The sequence below is a fragment of the Campylobacter troglodytis genome, assembly GCF_006864425.1.
Classification (GTDB): Bacteria; Campylobacterota; Campylobacteria; order Campylobacterales; family Campylobacteraceae; genus Campylobacter_D; species Campylobacter_D troglodytis.
Genome location: NZ_QHLI01000003.1, coordinates 32986 through 50006, shown reverse-complemented (window position 1 = coordinate 50006; position 17021 = coordinate 32986). Strand labels below are relative to the sequence as shown.

General features: G+C 34.0%; 16 protein-coding genes and 2 pseudogenes. 12 read left to right on the top strand and 6 right to left on the bottom strand.

Going from position 1 to position 17021, the window contains the following annotated elements; translation table 11 throughout:
- Positions 1 to 379 precede the first annotated feature (379 nt).
- The gene (nth, locus tag DMC01_RS01230; RefSeq protein ID WP_142692486.1) at positions 380 to 1003 is read right to left on the bottom strand and encodes an endonuclease III; all 624 of its coding nucleotides are present in this window, start codon (positions 1001 to 1003) and stop codon (positions 380 to 382) included.
- A 76-nt stretch (positions 1004 to 1079) separates the two neighbouring features.
- On the opposite strand from nth, the gene DMC01_RS01225 reads away from it, so the two are divergent.
- Together DMC01_RS01225 and fbaA are read left to right on the top strand one after the other, a co-directional pair.
- Positions 1080 to 1892, top strand: coding sequence for a peptidylprolyl isomerase (locus DMC01_RS01225; RefSeq protein WP_142692485.1), 813 nt, complete (start codon positions 1080 to 1082; stop codon positions 1890 to 1892).
- Complete coding sequence (gene fbaA, locus DMC01_RS01220) at positions 1892 to 2956, top strand: class II fructose-bisphosphate aldolase (RefSeq protein WP_142692484.1); 1065 nt, start codon at positions 1892 to 1894, stop codon at positions 2954 to 2956. The genes DMC01_RS01225 and fbaA overlap by 1 nt, the downstream gene beginning before the upstream one ends.
- 482 nt (positions 2957 to 3438) lie before the next feature.
- Here the strand turns inward: fbaA and DMC01_RS13040 are convergent, their stop codons facing one another.
- On the bottom strand, positions 3439 to 3579 hold the full coding sequence (locus tag DMC01_RS13040) for a hypothetical protein (protein ID WP_185908579.1): 141 nt from the start codon (positions 3577 to 3579) through the stop codon (positions 3439 to 3441).
- 716 nt (positions 3580 to 4295) lie between these two features.
- Between DMC01_RS13040 and DMC01_RS01215 the strand changes: the two genes are divergently transcribed.
- The 10 genes and pseudogenes from DMC01_RS01215 (at position 4296) to DMC01_RS15700 (ending at position 12911) form a co-directional block, all read left to right on the top strand.
- On the top strand, positions 4296 to 5609 hold the full coding sequence (locus DMC01_RS01215; RefSeq protein WP_142692483.1) for a hypothetical protein: 1314 nt from the start codon (positions 4296 to 4298) through the stop codon (positions 5607 to 5609).
- A complete protein-coding gene (locus DMC01_RS01210; RefSeq protein WP_142692482.1) occupies positions 5606 to 6451 on the top strand; it encodes a hypothetical protein in 846 nt (281 codons plus the stop codon). Before DMC01_RS01215 ends, DMC01_RS01210 begins: the two co-directional genes overlap by 4 nt.
- Positions 6448 to 7629, top strand: coding sequence for a 1-aminocyclopropane-1-carboxylate deaminase/D-cysteine desulfhydrase (locus DMC01_RS01205; RefSeq protein WP_142692481.1), 1182 nt, complete (start codon positions 6448 to 6450; stop codon positions 7627 to 7629). Before DMC01_RS01210 ends, DMC01_RS01205 begins: the two co-directional genes overlap by 4 nt.
- Before the next feature lie 457 nt (positions 7630 to 8086).
- The gene (locus tag DMC01_RS01200; protein ID WP_142692480.1) at positions 8087 to 9526 is read left to right on the top strand and encodes an acetyl-CoA carboxylase subunit A; all 1440 of its coding nucleotides are present in this window, start codon (positions 8087 to 8089) and stop codon (positions 9524 to 9526) included.
- Positions 9523 to 9675, top strand: coding sequence for a hypothetical protein (locus tag DMC01_RS13035; RefSeq protein WP_185908578.1), 153 nt, complete (start codon positions 9523 to 9525; stop codon positions 9673 to 9675). Before DMC01_RS01200 ends, DMC01_RS13035 begins: the two co-directional genes overlap by 4 nt.
- Positions 9672 to 10451: an arginyltransferase gene (locus DMC01_RS01195; protein WP_142692479.1), complete on the top strand. Its 780-nt coding sequence runs from the start codon at positions 9672 to 9674 to the stop codon at positions 10449 to 10451. The genes DMC01_RS13035 and DMC01_RS01195 overlap by 4 nt, the downstream gene beginning before the upstream one ends.
- The gene (locus DMC01_RS01190) at positions 10414 to 11211 is read left to right on the top strand and encodes an adenylosuccinate lyase (RefSeq protein ID WP_142692478.1); all 798 of its coding nucleotides are present in this window, start codon (positions 10414 to 10416) and stop codon (positions 11209 to 11211) included. Before DMC01_RS01195 ends, DMC01_RS01190 begins: the two co-directional genes overlap by 38 nt.
- 153 nt (positions 11212 to 11364) lie before the next feature.
- A pseudogene (locus tag DMC01_RS16345) lies at positions 11365 to 11445 on the top strand (IS1595 family transposase); the annotation flags it as partial.
- A 46-nt stretch (positions 11446 to 11491) separates the two neighbouring features.
- A pseudogene (locus tag DMC01_RS14645) lies at positions 11492 to 11711 on the top strand (IS1595 family transposase); the annotation flags it as partial.
- Between the two features lie 1077 nt (positions 11712 to 12788).
- Positions 12789 to 12911, top strand: a complete 123-nt coding sequence (locus DMC01_RS15700; RefSeq protein WP_282432215.1) for a hypothetical protein — start codon at positions 12789 to 12791, stop codon at positions 12909 to 12911.
- Between the two features lie 463 nt (positions 12912 to 13374).
- Here the strand turns inward: DMC01_RS15700 and rpsR are convergent, their stop codons facing one another.
- From rpsR to DMC01_RS01170, 4 genes are all read right to left on the bottom strand, one after another.
- Positions 13375 to 13635, bottom strand: coding sequence for a 30S ribosomal protein S18 (rpsR, locus tag DMC01_RS01185; protein ID WP_142692477.1), 261 nt, complete (start codon positions 13633 to 13635; stop codon positions 13375 to 13377).
- A gap of 11 nt (positions 13636 to 13646) precedes the next feature.
- A complete protein-coding gene (locus tag DMC01_RS01180; RefSeq protein WP_142692476.1) occupies positions 13647 to 14198 on the bottom strand; it encodes a single-stranded DNA-binding protein in 552 nt (183 codons plus the stop codon).
- Between the two features lie 10 nt (positions 14199 to 14208).
- On the bottom strand, positions 14209 to 14583 hold the full coding sequence (gene rpsF / locus DMC01_RS01175; RefSeq protein WP_142692475.1) for a 30S ribosomal protein S6: 375 nt from the start codon (positions 14581 to 14583) through the stop codon (positions 14209 to 14211).
- Positions 14584 to 15509: 926 nt separating this feature from the next.
- Entirely contained in the window at positions 15510 to 15884 is a 375-nt protein-coding gene (locus DMC01_RS01170; protein ID WP_142692474.1) for a nucleotide-binding protein, read from the bottom strand.
- Positions 15885 to 17021 lie beyond the last annotated feature (1137 nt).

The following is a 17021-nucleotide window of genomic DNA, read 5'->3' as shown; positions in this document are numbered from 1 at the left end:
AAAAATTCGATTAAGATTTTTTAAATAACGACAAAGAATCCTTTGTCTAAATTTAAGGCTTGTTTAAAAGGGAGCTTGAATTTAAAAAATTCAAGCAAGCTTAAACAAGTTTAAAAAGTAAGATTTTTTTGAATTTAAAGTGTAAATTTAAAAATGAAGGAGTGTAAATTTAAAAATGAAGGCAAACTTGTTTGAATTTGAGAGTGTAGGTTTTAAGAATTCAAGCAAGTTTAAATTCAAGGAAAAATTGATAAGTTTAAAAATTTCAAGCTAGAACGAAGTTAAAAACATAATTTAAAGCGTGAAATTCAAGTTAGGATAAAATGGGAATTTTAAGTAATTTAGCCTTAAATTTACAAGTAAAGATTAAATGCAAGGTTTAAGCCCTTTTGTCTTTGCTCTTGCAAAGCTTAGTTAAAAAACAGCTTTCACATAAAGGATTCTTAGCCTTACAGGTATAGCGTCCAAAAAGCACCATTGCTTGATGCAAGCGGTTTAAATTATCCTTAAAGATGCGAGTAAGATCGGCTTCTACAAGCTCAGGTGTCTTAGCCTTGCTTAAATTAAGGCGATGTGCTACGCGAAAAATGTGAGTATCAACAGCCATCACATTTGCCCCACACCACTCGATCAAAACCACATTTGCCGTCTTTTGCCCCACACCTGCAAGGCTTTGTAAATCTTTTTGATCTAGGGGTATATTTCCCTTGAAATTCTCGCACACAGCCCTTGCCATTTTGATTAAATTTTGTGCCTTGTTATTAAAAAAAGAACAAGTTTGTATGAGAGCTTTCACGCTTGCAAGATTAGCCCTAGCTAGATCAGCAACGCTAGGATAGGCTTTGAAGAGATTTGGGGTGATTAAATTCACTCTTTTGTCAGTACACTGTGCTGAGAGCATAACGCAGACTATTAACTCATAAAGATCCTTAAAGACAAGTTCTGTTCTAGCACCCTCAAAATGTTTTAAAAACAAGGATTTAATCTCTAAATTTCTTTTCATTTTTTTATTTTAGTTAATTAATCTTAACCAAGCTTAGATAAAATTATGCCTAAATCTCTAAATACAAAGGAAGAAGATGAAAAAAATCTCACTAGCACTTGGTTCTTTACTGCTTACGCTAAATTTAAATGCAGCTGTGGTTGCCACTGTGGATGGGAAAAATATTACAGATACTCAGATCAATGAAGATCTAGCCTCTGCCTTAGGAGGACAAAAGCTTAACTCCTTGCCAGAACAACAAAAAAGGCTTTTGATTCAGCAATACATAGCCCAAATGCTACTACTTGAAGAAGCCAAAAAACAAGGCTTTAACAAGGGCTCAGATTTTAACAAAGAGCTTGAAAGGGCAAAGGATCAAATAGCTTTGAATTTGTATCACAAGAAGCTTTATGATTCTATAAAGGTTGATAATTCCAAGATCAAAGCTGCTTATGATAAAAACAAGAGCCAATTTGTCCGTCCTGCTGGTGTTAGGGCTAAGCACATTTTAGTTAAAAGCGAAGCAGAGGCAAAAAGCATAATCAATGATCTTAAAAATCTAAAAGGAGAAAGTCTAGATCAAAAATTTAGCGAGCTAGCAAGGACTAGATCCATAGATGGCTCAGCTCAAAATGGAGGTGAGCTTGGCTGGTTTGGCGAAGGAGATATGGTAAAGCCTTTTTCAGATGCTGCCTTTTCTCTTAAAAAAGGGGATTATTCTAAGACTCCCATAAAAACAGACTTTGGCTATCATATCATCTTAAAACAAGACGCACAAGCAAGGACACAGCTTAGTTTTGATCAGGTAAAGCCAAATTTAGAAAACGACTACAAGATGCAAGAACTTCAAAGATTATTAGGACAAAAGGCTAATGAGCTTTATGGTAGAGCAAAGGTGGAGTTAAAATAATGGGTGTTTTAGACTTAGTAGGTGCTGGGGTTGTAAGTGGGGATGAGCTAAACAAGGTATATGCCTATGCAAAGGCACAAGGCTTTGCCATACCTGCTGTAAATGTAGTTGGATCAAATTCCATAAATGCGGTCTTAGAGGTGGCAAAGAAGGTAAACTCTCCTGTGATTATTCAATTTTCAAATGGAGGGGCTAAATTTATGGCTGGTAAAAACTGCCCAAATGGCGATGTCCTAGGTGCTATTAGCGGTGCAAGGCATGTTCATTTACTTGCTAAAAATTACGGAGTGGCTGTGATCTTGCATACAGATCATGCAGCAAGAAAATTACTTCCCTGGGTGGATGCTCTTATAAAGGCAAGTGAGGATAATAAAAAGATCTATGGTAAAGCCCTTTATAGCTCTCATATGCTTGATCTAAGCGAGGAGGACTTAGAGGAAAATATCTCTACTTGCGAGGCTTATCTTAAAAGGCTAAGTGAGCTTGGAATTAGCCTTGAAATAGAACTTGGATGCACAGGAGGTGAAGAGGACGGCGTGGATAATACAGGAATTGACAATGCTAGATTATACACCCAGCCAGAGGACGTAGCCCTTGCTTATGAAAGGCTTGGTAAGATTAGTGATAAATTCTCCATTGCGGCTAGCTTTGGCAATGTACACGGGGTGTATAAGCCAGGAAATGTAAGCTTACAGCCTAGTATCTTAAAGAATTCACAAAATTTTGTCAAGGAAAAATTCGCACTCAAAGATGACAAGCCTGTGAATTTTGTCTTTCACGGAGGCAGTGGAAGCGAGCTAAAAGACATAAAAGAAGCACTTAGCTATGGGGTCATAAAGATGAATATAGACACAGATACCCAGTGGGCTTTTTGGGATGGGGTCAGAGGCTATGAGAGTGCAAATAGGGCTTATTTACAAGGACAGATCGGAAATCCTGAGGGCGATGACAAGCCAAATAAAAAATATTACGATCCTCGTGTGTGGCTTAGAGCAGGTGAGGAAAGTATGATAAAAAGGCTTGAAAGAGCCTTTGAGGATTTAAACTGTTTGAATAGAAATTAAAATTTGGCTAAGTTAAATTCAAAGTAAATGGTTTTGGCTTAAGATAACTTAAGCGGATATTTTCTTACAACTTCATTAAATTTTGATGAGAATTTTGTCCTAAATTTTGAGACTTAATTTCTTTTAAATGAGGGACAAAATTTTCTATTTTTATGCCACGAATTTCAATAATATGAAGCTTTGCAAAGCCTCTTCTGTTTGCAGTTACAAGACGCGTAGCACGAAGTAAAAAAGTTCTCTATCCCATTGATATGATTTCGCTAATGTGCAAACTCGTTTTTGCTATGTTTTACCATATAATTAGCTTTACTCCTTCTTGCAAAGTTACAAGCATAGTGAAGTAAAAAATCAACCAAGGCACCGTAGGCTTTGAAGCTGTTGCTGTAAATTTCACCTTCTTTAAGCTCTGCAAAGTCCCTTATAATAGATAGTAGCTCTTTGGCAGAGCAAGTGTTTTAGAGTATAAATACAACCGTTTCGCTTTAACATCCCTTCTGCTTACAGTTATGAGCGCGTAGCACGAAGTAAAAACACAGGTGTTTTTTACCAACCCCACATACACGCTTACCACGTCCACTCCTTACACCGAAATAACTCTCATCAACTTCTATTTCACCGATCATTTTAGAAAGTTTCTAGCATTCTTTGGCTATCAAAATGTGAATTTATTTGAAAATTTTACACAAACTTTGATGAGGAATTTGACAAAGTAGAGCGTTTTTTTCACCTCTAAATCAATCCCCCAAAAGTTACAAGACGCGTAGCACGAAGTAAAAAATAACGCAAAATTTACCTAAATTTCTTTTGATACAATTCTGGAACGGATTTTTGTTTTTCATAGGACTTAACTTAAAAACCTTTCAATTTAGTTTAAGTTTAATTGAGCCATTATTTTTGCCGCATTAAAACAAGCTGTTAAAGTTAGCATTTCACAAATTTAATTTTTGTTGGGTGTTTTAAAAATGAGCTTTTTATAAGCTCACATAAATTGATCCTAGAAATTGAATTTTATGCAAGATTTAAAAGATAGCTTAAATTTAAACACCAAAGATAGCTTAAAATAAGTTTATTTTTTCCTAAAAAGAAAGAAAAATTAGATATAATTCAAAATTATTTAAGTTTTTAAAACTTGTTGCTTTTGCTCTAAATTTAAGACAAGAATTTGCAAATTGTAGTTTTATGAATTTAGACAATTTGGCTTTTTGTGAATTTTTTTTGCAAAGGTTACTAGGTTTTGAATTTAAGGAATTTAAATATTTTTTAAATACTTATAAATATAAGATTTACACAGTTTACAAAAACAAGATTAAAGTAAAAGCTAAGATTAAAGGTAGGAGTGATGGATAGGATAGAAGGGGTTTCAGAGCTTTCTTTGCCAGATATTAAGGAAAGAAGTGGATTTTTGGTTTATCTTAAAATCATCTTTTTGCCTTGTTTGATATACATTCTTGTGCTTTTGGCATATTTTGGAAAGATAGATTTTAAAATAAGCCTACTTGCCCTTGCTCTTATGGGTCTTATCTTGGTTGTAGCCCTTCTTCTTGCAAGACATAACGCAGAATACGCTTCTAGTTTCTTAGAACAACAAAAAAACGATTTCAAGCAAGCCCTAAAAAGCTATATTATGAAAAATTTTTTAAAAATAGGCAAGGAAACCAAATGCAATGGCAGTTTTGATGCCTTTTGTGCTACCTACATAAGAACTTCTAGGAATGAAAATTTTGCCAACATAGCTTCTAGCTTGTTTTCTATGATGGGAATTTTAGGCACCTTCATTTGCATAGCCTTGTTTGTGCCAAGCTTTAATGCAAAGGAGCTAGGTGCTTTAGAGCAAGAAATTTCACAGTTTCTAAGTGGGCTAGGGGCTGCTTTTTATGTGTCTATTTATGGGGTATTTTTGTCCTTGTGGTGGGTATTTTTTGAAAGATTGGGTAGGTCTAAGATACAAAAATTATTTGATAGATTAAAAAGCTCAACAAGCATATTTTTTTGGACCAAAGAAGAGCTAGAACAAAGATATTTGACTCAGGGTTTGCAGCATTTTGATAAGGTTGGTGTGATCTTTGAACAAGTTAGTAATCAAGACTTTTTCAAGGAGCTTAATTACAGTATAGAAAGAAAATTTGGGCTTTTTCAAGAGATGCTAAATGTCGAGGAAAAGGCCATTCGCATCAGTGCTGAGCATATTAAGCAGACTATGAACGAGCTTAATGCCTCGCACAGAAAGCAAAAGGATCTAAGCAAGGTTTATATAGATATGACAGAGGTTATAACTAGCTTTAATCATAACTTAAAAGAGGTAAATTCTAAGCTTAGCGAGCAGTATAGTCGCTTGCTGGAATTAAGCGCAGATAGGGTGCAGCACCTTGATAAAACCCTTAGTAGCCTCGATGAGATGATAGAGGATTTTAAGAAAAGCTTTGGGCATTATCAAGAGCTAATGATACAAAATCAAGAAAAGATCTTTCTTGGTTTTAAGGATAGTTTAATTCAAGGCATTAGAGAATTCAAAGAAGCCTATGAGGATGAAAAGCACATAGACGGTGGCATAGAACTAGCCTCTAAATTAAAGGCTGAAATAAGCGAGCTTGATAACGAGGCTAGCGAGGTCATAGCTAAGTTTAATAAAGACGGTGAATTTTCAAGTAAATGAAAAAAAATTACGAAGAAGAAAGAAGCTTATTTTATCTTAGTTATACCACCCTTGTGGCTGGGCTTTTTTTTGTTTTTTTGTTCATCTTGGCTGCTGTTTTGATTAAAAACTCTTATGCAAGGCTTGATTTTAATCTCATTGAAGCAAGGCTAAATGATGAAAAAACACAGTTTGAAGCTCAAAAAGAAAGCTTTAAAGAAGAACAAAAAATCATCTATGAGCTTGGTAAAAATCTCAAAGGAACAGAGCTGAATTTTTCAAGCAAAAAAGATGAGGAGATGCTGATCTTATTATCCCAGCTAAATGAAAAAGAAATTAGGCTTAAAAATTTAAAAGACAATTTTACTCAGCTAAGAGAAGAATTTGCTAATTTAAGATTTATTAAGAATAACCTCATCTTAGAACTTCAAGCTAAATTTGATTTTAATATTACAGTTAATCCTCAAACAGGAGCACTCATCTTATTTAACAACACCCTCTTTAATCAAGGCTCATATCTACTTAAAAACGAGGTTAAGCCAAAGCTTAGAAATATCTTAAATGAATATCTAAGTGCCATCTTGCAAGATAGCTCCCTTGCTAACAGCATAGAACAGATCAGCATACAAGCTTACATAGCAGAGGAAGGGCATTCGTTTCTTCACAAGATAGATCTTGCCTCCAAAAGAAGCAACGAGCTTATGGGCTTTGTGCTTTCTTTTTACAAGGATGAGAGGCTAAATTCCTTGCTTTTTGCAAATACTAGCGTACAAAATGATGAGAAAGAGGGTAGGGTGGAGCTTGACTTTGAACTTTCTAAGGACTTCATCATCAAAAAAACTCAAGAGCTTTTTGACAAATGAGCCTTAGTAGGCTTGAAAAAACCAAGCTTGATGGCTTTGAATTCTTTGTAAAAAGAGATGATCTACTTGGGGATCTTTGTGGGGGAAATAAGGCAAGAAAGCTTAAGTATTTCATTAAAAACGCAAAAGAGCTAAGAGTTTCTTTAATGCAAGAACTATCTCATCAATCAAGCCTTAAAGATCAAGCCTTGCAAGCTCATAATTTTAAACTAGGCTTAAAAAGTGGGGACCTATCAACCTATAATTTTAAACAAGCCTTAAAAATAGGCGACTTAAAAGCTCGTAAATTTAAAACAAAGCTAAGCTCAAATTTTAAGCAAGAACTAGCCACAAATACTTCTTTAAATTTAAAAAACTTCACTCAAAAAATTCAAAGTAAAACTCAGCCAAGAATCATAAGCTTTGGTAGCTCTCAAAGTAACTGTTTGGCTGTTTTGAGTGAATTTGCAAGGAAGTATGATTTTGAGCTTATCTTTGTTTGTAAGCAAATTTCAAGCTTTTTAAAGGATAAGCCTTGTGGAAATTATGCCCTTGCCTTGAAAAATGAGGCTAAGATCATACAAAGTTTAAATTCTAGCCTAAAAGCTGAGGCTTTGGCTCTATGTGAAAAAGGGGATCTTTTTATACCAGAGGGACTAGCTTGCAAAGAAGCTGAGATGGGTTTTGAAAGCCTTGCAAGAGAGATTAAAGAACAAGCCTTTGATTTAAATTTACAATTTAACATCTTCTTGCCCTCAGGCACAGGAACAAGTGCCTTATATCTTGCAAAACACAGTGAATTTAGGGTCTTTACTTGTGCTTGTGTGGGGGATGAGGCTTATTTAAAAAGGCAAATGCTTGATTTAAAGGAGCCACTTTGCATTGAAATTTTAGATCCTAGTGATGAGGGCTTAAAAAATTCAGTAAAGCTCAATGACACCTCTTGCAAAAAGCTTTTTATATTAAAAAAACCAAAAAATTTTCATTTTGCCAAGCCCTACAAGGAGCTTTTGGCTATATATAAAAAAGCACTTTTTGAGTGCGGGATAGAATTTAGCTTACTTTATGATACAGTTGGGCTAGGTACCATGCTTTTTTATAGGCATTTATTTGCTAGACCTATGCTTTATGTGCATCAAGGAGGGGTAAGTGGCAATGCCTCTATGCTTGAGCGCTATAAATTCAACAGGCTTTTGTAGTATAGGCAAGGCTATGCTTAAAACTACAAAATAGATAAAGAAGAATATTTTGTTAAAAGTGCTAAATTTAATACTGTTCTTTAATCCACGCTTTGCGTTCTCGCTATAAACGCTCTTTTTCTTGCAAATGTTAAAAGTCTTGTTAGCAAGAACTTTGCCAGGTCAATTTTTGCAAATTTAGCTATTTTTAATAAAAATTCAAGCATTCACAATCCATCATTTTAAAGTTTAAAGCCTTTTATTTGCATAAAAGATTTTTTAAGACTTAAAAAAATTCACAAAACAAATTCTTAAATTTAAAATATCAAGTTCTAAAAATCTTTTGATAAAAAATTTGTTAATTTCAAAACCTTGCGTGTTTTTGGGCATTTTTTAGCACAAACTGTTTTTTTTATGCACTTTTTAATGTTTTTTAATTATAATTTCCTTATGCGATTTTATCTTCAAGGAAGCTAGTATGATTTATAAAATTTTAATTGCAAACAGAGGCGAGATAGCTATTCGCGTGATTCGTGCTTGTAGGGATTTACACATTAAAAGCGTGGCTATTTATACAGAACCTGATATGCACTGCCTTCATGTAAAAATAGCAGATGAGGCTTATAAAATAGGCACAAACGCCATTAGAGGATACCTAGACATTGATAGAATCATAGATGTAGCAAAGGCTTGCAAGGCTGATGCTATACATCCAGGCTATGGCTTTTTAAGTGAAAATTATGAATTTGCAAAGGCTTGCGAGGATGCAGGGCTTATCTTTATAGGACCAAGATCAGAAGTAATTCACAAAATGGGAAATAAAAACATAGCTCGCTATCTTATGAGTAAAAACGGCATTCCCATTGTGCCTGGAACAGAAAAGTTAAATGACTGTTCCTTGGATGAGCTTAAAACACAGGCTGAAAAAATAGGCTATCCTGTTATCTTAAAGGCAAGTGGAGGAGGAGGGGGACGAGGAATTCGTGTCGTTCATAAAGAAGAGGAATTAGAGTCTTCTTTTGAGGCTTGCAAGAGAGAGGCCTTGGCTTTTTTTAATAACGATGAGGTTTTTATGGAAAAATATATAGTAAATCCAAGACACATAGAAATTCAGGTTCTAGGGGATAATTACGGACACATAATCCACCTTTGCGAACGCGACTGCTCCATCCAAAGAAGGCATCAAAAGATCATAGAAATAGCACCTTGTCCTAGCATAAGCGAGGATCTAAGAAAGACCCTAGGGGTTACTGCTGTTTCTGCTGCTAGGGCTGTGGGATATTCAAATGCTGGAACGGTCGAGTTTTTGCTAGATGATTATAACCGCTTTTATTTTATGGAGATGAATACAAGAATTCAAGTAGAACACCCCATCACAGAGGAGGTTATAGGGGTTGATCTTGTGGTTAGGCAAATTCGCATAGCAGCAGGAGAGATCTTAGATCTAGAACAAAGCGATATAAAGCATAGAGGCTATGCTGTGGAGGCTAGGATCACAGCTGAGAATGTGTGGAAAAATTTTATCCCAAGTGCTGGTAAGATAGGTGAGTATTTTCCTGCCTTAGGACCTGGGGTTAGGGTTGATAGCCATATTTATAAGGATTATGTCGTGCCTTCCTTTTATGATAGCTTGCTTGCTAAGCTTATAGTAAAGGCTACTAGCTATGATTTGGTGATTAACAAGCTAGAAAGGGCATTGAAAGAATTTGTCATAGATGATCTAAGAACAACCATACCCTTTCTTATTGCAATTACCAAGATTAGAGAATTTAGAAGAGGGTATTTTGACACCTCCTTCATAGAAACTCATATGCAAGAAATACTAGAACACACAGAAGACAGACACCAAGAAAACAAAGAAGAGGTCATAGCAGCCATAGCAGCTACTCTGCAAAGGATCAGAGAGGCTAGGAAATGAGTGATTTTTTAGACAGTCTAAGAGACATTAAAAAAGAGCTTTTAAAAGAGCAAAAATTAAAAGAAGAAAGCTCACAAGAATCAAAGGAAGCTTCTTTGCGTAAAGAATTTGCCGACTTTGTCAAGGATAGTGATATATTAAAAAGATGACACATTTTAAAGAAGAAAGAAGAGAGATTAGCTTTTGCACCTTAGAGGATGACTGCCCTTATTTGGATAGGCACCGTTGTATAATGGAGTATAAATTCATACAAGAATGCTCCAAAGAGCTTAATCAAGAGCTTGTAAGTAGGGGGTGGAGGAGATTTGGTGCGTATTTTTCAAGACCCATTTGCAAGAGCTGCTCTGAGTGCTTGGGGCTTAGAATTGAGATTGAAAAATTTATCTTTTCTAAGAGCCTAAGAAGGGCTATTAAAAAAAATGAAAAAACTCAGATCGTTTTAAGAAAGCCAAGTTTAAGTAACGAGCATTTGCTTTTATATGAAAAATATCACTCCTTTATGAAGGATACAAAGGCTTGGAAATTTTATTATTTAAATTTTAGACAGTATTATAATCTTTATGTAGATGCAGCCCAGGACTTTGGCTATGAGCTTGATTTTTACATAGACGGTAAGCTTGTTTGTGTGGATCTAATTGACATCTTAGAGGATGGAATTTCGAGTATTTATTGTTTTTACGATCCTGAATATAGATCATTTTCCTTGGGTAAGTTTTCCTTGCTAACTGAGATTAAAATGGCTCAAAAAAGAAACCTAAAATACATTTACTTAGGATATTTTGTAAAAGGGTGTCAATCATTAGCTTATAAAGCCGATTATACTCCAAATGAAATATTAAAACAAACAAGCTCCTTGGATGAGAGTGCGTTTTTGTGGGAGAAATCTAATGCAAATTGTCCAAAATTTACAGTCCATAAGTCTTAATATAGACGATCTTAGCCTTTTTCATTATTTTAAAGAAATCATTACAAAAAACTTCTCAAAGGTAATAGGCAAGAAATACAAGATCCTGTCCTTTTTTGATGAGGGTGAAATTCAGCAAAGAAAGTATTTTTTAAAGCTAGTTGCCAAGCATTACAAAGAAGATGATATAGAATTAGACAGCTCTTGCTACAAAAAGACCTTTAAGCTAAATTTCAAAGAAGAAAATGCCCTCAAACCCCTAATCCTTGTGGATGTGAGCTTTGAAAATGGGGGGCTTATCTTTAAGCTAGGATCAAATGAAAAACTCTTTGTTTCTTATATCAAGCAGTATTTCAAAGAGCATCAATGCGAATACAACGAAACAGCTAACATACTTAGTATTTCTTACAAGGACAAAGGCACGGTGGCACTCTTTGAAAGCTTTGCCTCTGTGAATGAGCATTTAAAATACTGTGTTAGCTTTAAGATAGATGAGGATGAATACAAAAAATTCAAAGAAGAAGCACATAAAAAAGAAAATGATAGGTGGAAATTCAATGCCTTGGCTAAGATCTTTGGCTCATATTTTCAACTTCTTGATTGCTCTCCAAATGATAATATAGACCAGATCAGACAAAAATACCTCATCCTAGTCAAACTTTATCACCCTGACTCACATTATGATAAGGATCAAATAGAACAGCTAAGATGTAGGGAGAAATTTGAGCAAATTCAAATAGCCTATGATAATCTAAAAGCCTTGTATAAAAACAACGCCTAGGGATTTTAGCCTTGTGCGAAAAAAATTTAAATTCAAAAGGCTTTTGCCACAGTGCTTTTTAATAAAAAACACTTAAGCACTATTGGCAAATCTTAGAGCCTAAAAAAAGATTGGCTCTCTTAAACTTAAGCTCACATAAAGAAGTTTCAAGTTATGATTTATAAGATGAAAAACAAGTATATCAATCGTTTCAGAATTTCAGAGGCTAAATTTAAAGAGATTTTGAAGTATTTTTTTGCATCCTTACACTTGCAACTTTGCAAGAAGGTACTAAAGAACATTTAGGGTAAAACATTCCAAAAATGAGTTTAGCTAAGAATCACATAAATAAAATTGTGAATTTCTAGAGCTTTGCTAAACATAGACTTGCTAAATTTAAAGGCAAAAGCAAATTTCTTGTTTCACTTAAAAGAAACTAAGTTAAGACGAAAATTCAAGATCAAGCTTTGTATAAAATCTTGTTAAAAATGATGAGTTCTAATCCGCTTAAGTTGTCTTGAGCCTTATGATAAGTATCTTAAAATACTTATTTATATTCTGGAATGCAAAGTGTATCAATACAAATTTTTCGCCTTACTCTTGTAAGCTTTAAAATGGCAACACAAAAGAAAATTCACAAAAGCCTTTGAATTTTTGTCATACAAGGCAAAATGCGAAATAATCAAATAAAGCCTCTTTGTTTTATAAACTTAAAAATGACAAGGGTGTGAATTTTTATTTTTGCAAAAACTAAAAGCCTAGTTTCTTTGGCAAAATGAGAATAGCGTGTTGTAGAATCGATATTTTAATTCCTTAAATTTAAAGCTTAAACTTAGGCTAGTTTTGTCGTTCAATTTAGTTCCTTGGCTAAAATTTAATCTTACAAAAGTTTATATCAGTTTTTCACAGCACATCTAAAATTCAGCCCTTAAAGTTAGGCTTAAAAGCACTTTGTTTTAACTGTAAAATTAAAGTTTTAAAACTAGCTTTTAAAAACATACTTAAAATTTAGACTCAAGATACTTTAATTTGATACAAGATGGTTTTAAAGTATAAATATATAAATTTGGCGATTGATACTTTTAGCTGATGTAATTACGGCTGAAATGTTGGTAAAATCGATGTTAAACAAGTATATATTTTTATCGCACATTTCTGAGCGTAAATTTAGACAAATTTTGGAGTGCTTTTGTGCTGATATTTGCGTAAGCAAAATCGCTGTTTTGTGCAAGGTTTCTCGCCCTTGTGTTAATAGAATAGTGCAACAAGCTTTTAACCCTTAAAGAGTGTGAAAAATTAGCAAAATGAGTGGTGAGATTGAAGATGGTGAGAGTTATTTTTTGTTTCGTTTCGTCTTGCAACTTCGAACAGAATGTGCAAAAAGAGTTTGTGGAAAAAATGGGACATGGAACTGGTAAGAATACACCTATGTCTTTATTTCGTTAAGCCTCTTGCAACTGTAAGCAAAAGGTTTATTAAAACGCTAGCTTAGCGTTTATATGCTCAAACACTGCTCTGCCAAAGAGCTATTGTCTATTATAAAGGACTTTGCAAAGCTTGAATAAAGTGAGATTTACAAGAAAGATTCAAAGCCTATGATGGTTTGGTTGATTTTTTGCTTCGCAAGGATTGCAACTTTGCAAGAAGGAGCAAAGGCAAGTTACAGAGTAAAGCATAGTGCAAACGGGTTTGCAAAGGGACAAAACCACATAACGAAATAAAGAACTTTTTTACTTCGTTAAGCCTCTTGCAACTGCAAGCAGAGGGGGATTTGCAAAGTTTCGTTTAGCTAAATTTAGAAGCACAAAAAAAGAAAATTTTATCCTTCATTTAAAAGAAACAGAGTTAAGACGAAAAATTTAAGGCAATATTCTCATCAAAATTTATTAAAATTGATAAGCCAAAATCCTATTAAAGTATCTTGAGCAAAAATTTATAAGTAAAACTCCCACTTTAAGCATCTAAGATCTAAAATAGGGCTTAAATTTAGACAAAAGCAAACTTTTTTAAAAAGTATTAAGCTGACAAACTTTGATTTTGTCATTCTTAAAAATAACCTTGCCATCTTTGTGTGCTAAAAGATAAAAAGCCTTAAAGCTCACATAGCCTAGTGAATTTCTAAGCTTTTTATCCAAAAATACACAAAATTCAAAGTGTCCTTATGAAAAGCTTGAATTTAATTCTTTAAAGTCCGTCAAAGGGGTTATTTACTACATTTTTCCTATCTACTATGTAGGGGATTAAGGCCACCTGTCTTGCTCTTTTTATGGCCACCTCGACCATTTCTTGATACTTTTTGCTTGTGCCTGTAAGGCGCCTTGGCATGATCTTAAATCTTTCGCTCAAAGCGTATTTAAGCAAGGCTGTGTCCTTGTAGTCTATAAATTCTACCTTTGCTTCTGTGTATTTGCAGTATTTGCGTGAGTATTTTCTTTTTTCTGCCATAATTTTTCCTTTCAAAATGGTAATTCTGAGTCGTCAGCTTCGAAATTATCTACATCGATCTCTCTTAGCTTTTCTTGTTGTGGAGGCTGTTGGGCTGGTTTTTGAGCCTGCTTTGCGGACTGATTTACAGACTGATTTGAGTAGGGATCCCCACTCATTGTTTTTGTTTGATTGTAGTTTTGATTATAGCCTCCTTGGCCTTGATTGTAGCTTAGATTTTGAGCTGGGTTTTGACTATTTGGGCTTGATCCTAGCATTTCCATATTTTCTACGGATACGGTGTGTTTTGATCTAGTTTGTCCGTTTTGATCATTCCATTGCTCAAAACGCAAACGACCCTCTATAAGTACCTTGCTACCCTTGGATAAATATTGATTTGCCACCTCTGCTGTTCGTCCCCAAAAGGTGATATCTACAAAGCAGGTTTCCTCGCGTTTTTCGCCATTTACGGTCATCTTGCGTGTAACGGCAATGCCTGTCGCACCTATAGCCGTACCTGATGGTGCATAACGCATCTCTATGTCTCTTGTGAGGTTGCCAACCAAAACAACTTTGTTAAACATTGTTTTATCCTTAAATTTCAGGTGCTTCTAGAGGCTTTATCTCTTTTTTAGCCTGCTTTATGCCCTTACTTAGCTTTTCCCAAGCTACAATCTCCTTTTTGCTTTCATATTTTACTATGAGATAGCGGATGATTTCTTCTGTGATGCCTAGCACCCTTTGTAGCTCTGCGATAAGAGTAGGTGGGGATTTAAAGTAGATGACAAAATATGTCCCTCTTTCGTATTTTTTGATAGTATAAGCAAGCTTTCGCGTCCCCATAGGCACTACAGTTTCGATTAGCCCCTCATTTTTTGTAAGGATCTCTTTGACAAAATCCACCTTAGCACTTAGCTCCTCTTCTGTGAGCGTGGGTTTTAGTATAAATAAAACCTCATAATGTCTCATATCTTCTCCTTATGGATATATAGCCTATCTTCATAGGCAAGGATTTTAAAAAGCAAATTATAGCAAAGTTTTCTTAAATTTTAGCTGTTTTTAGTGTATTTTAATGTCTCAATTTGCCTTTGTTTTTTGCCAAAAGTTAAGCTTAAATTAATTTTAAATTTAAAGGTTAAATTTGGCAAGATAGCTTTAAAAGCTTCTTTTTTAAAAAGTGTTAATCTTACAACAAGGCCTTGTATTTTTGAATTTTCGCAAGAAAACTATTAGGTGGCTATAAGGAGTTAGGTGGCTACAAGGAGTAGGCGCAACAAAGATATATTTTTGTGAGATCTTTCGCTTGGTATGACAAGAATTTTGTCATTTTGAGCCGAATGCAAAGCACAAAGCGAAAAATCTCTTGCATTGTCATATTGAGCTTTCGCAGAAAGCGAAATATCTCTTTCTCTTTGAGATACTTAGCACACGCTTAGTATGACAAAGTTTAAGATACTTAGCTTTTTGTGAAAGACCAGTATGGCAAGACACAAGTTGAGATACTTAGCACACGCTTGGTATGATAAAGTTTGCGTTATTTTGAGACACTTTCGCTCAGTATGACAAAGTTTGCGTTATTGTGAGATACTTTTGCTTAGTATGACAAATTCTAATTTTTATAAAAGAACTATGTATTTTTAATAGTTTAATTCGACTTTGTTTCTTGTAAAAAAATAAGCTTGAATTTAAATTAATCTTAAATTTAAAGGCTAAATTTGGCAAGATAGCTCTTAAATTCATTTAAGCTTGTTTAAAAAAGGGGCTTTTTAGCCTAAAATTTAAGTTCTAATAGATGCCACCAAGAGATATAATTTTTGCAGATTAAAATTCTAAGAATGCTTAAGCAGTAAAAGGCTTAACAAGCACAGCCTTGTGAATTTAAACAAGGCTTTAATTTAATGCGTTTGGGTGTAATTTTTCATAATGGCTATGTTTTTGTAGATCTCAGCTTGAGGGAGATTGTTAAATTTCTTGTTAGCATACTCAAAAAAGCCCTGAGCCTCACTCCAAAGGGGCTTTGTGGAGAAATTATACCCACCCATCATCATTAGATCGTGGGCTAATTCACTGTCCTTTGTCTTCTTATAAGCAAAGTCAGTAAGCTTTTTCATAAGATGGGCTATGCTTTTTACAGCTTCTTGATACTCCTTAGAGCTTGGAATCACAGGTGTTTCATCGCTACTTAATAAGGCTTTTATATACTCCTTGTCATTTTTATCAAAGGCTGCATTTGTGCCTTTAAAATCATATTTTTGCGTAAAAGCTTTCATCTTTTGCTCCTCTTTTTAAACTTTGAATTTAAAAGCAAAAAGCATTCCAAGGCTGAAAATTCTTTAAATTCAAAGCAAACTTAAAATTTCATGGATCTTTTGTAAAAAAAGCTTTGTCAAAAAAACATTGAAATGCCTCATACTAGACATTGAATTTAAGTAAAAATTCAGCACAGTTGAATTTAAAATCATAAAAAGACTTTCGCAAAAGAACCTTGCTTTTTAAATTGTTCATTTTGCAAAGCAAGATTATCAAAACAAGCTTTTTTGAATTTTTGTGAATTTAAGTAAATTTAGGCTTTGGCTTGTAATTTGCAAGTTATTTAAAGCTTTGTAGTTTATAAATAGACCTTGAATTTGCCCAGCTTGTAGGAAAATTAAAAGAGAGGAAATGCCCAAAGTGTTTTTAAAAGCAACTCATTAAAATTCACAGTTTTAGTTTTTCATTAGGGCTTTAAGATAAAAAGAGTGCCAAGATAGCACTCTTTGGATTTGAAAAAGCATTTGAGCGTGTTATGAAAGAAAAAAATTCTTTTTATATTTAGCTTAAATTTCAAAACACCTAAGATAAACACAGCTCAAAGGCTAAACTGAGTTTGAACTTCGTCAAGGGCTTGAATTTCGTAAATTTAAACAAAACAGCTTAAATCAAAGGCTTAAGCAAATTCAAGCCAAGCCTTTAAATCTATCCAAGGGCTTGAAACTTTTTTAAATTCAAGACTCAAAAAATTTAAAACCCAAAGCCTTGAATTTTTTTAAATTTAAGAGACTTAAAATTTAAATTCAAGTAAGCCCCTTAAATTTAGCCAAAGGCCTGATCTTATTTTAAAAATTTAAACATTAAAGCTTAAAAACTAAGTTTAAATTCAAGCTTAACTTAAATCAAGGCTTAAATTTACTTGCTTAAACTTACAACACAACTGTGTGAATTCTTTAAATTTAAGCTCTAAAACTTGAAAGCTAAAAGCTTAAATTCAAGCTTAAAATCACAGTTTAAATTCAAGCCAAGCCTTGAAGCTTTGCTTTAAATTTAAAACCTAAAGGCATTGAATTTTTTTTTTTAAATTTAAGAGACTTAAAATTTAAATTCAAGGCTTAAATCCAGCCAAAGGCTTGATCTTATTTTAAAAATCGAAA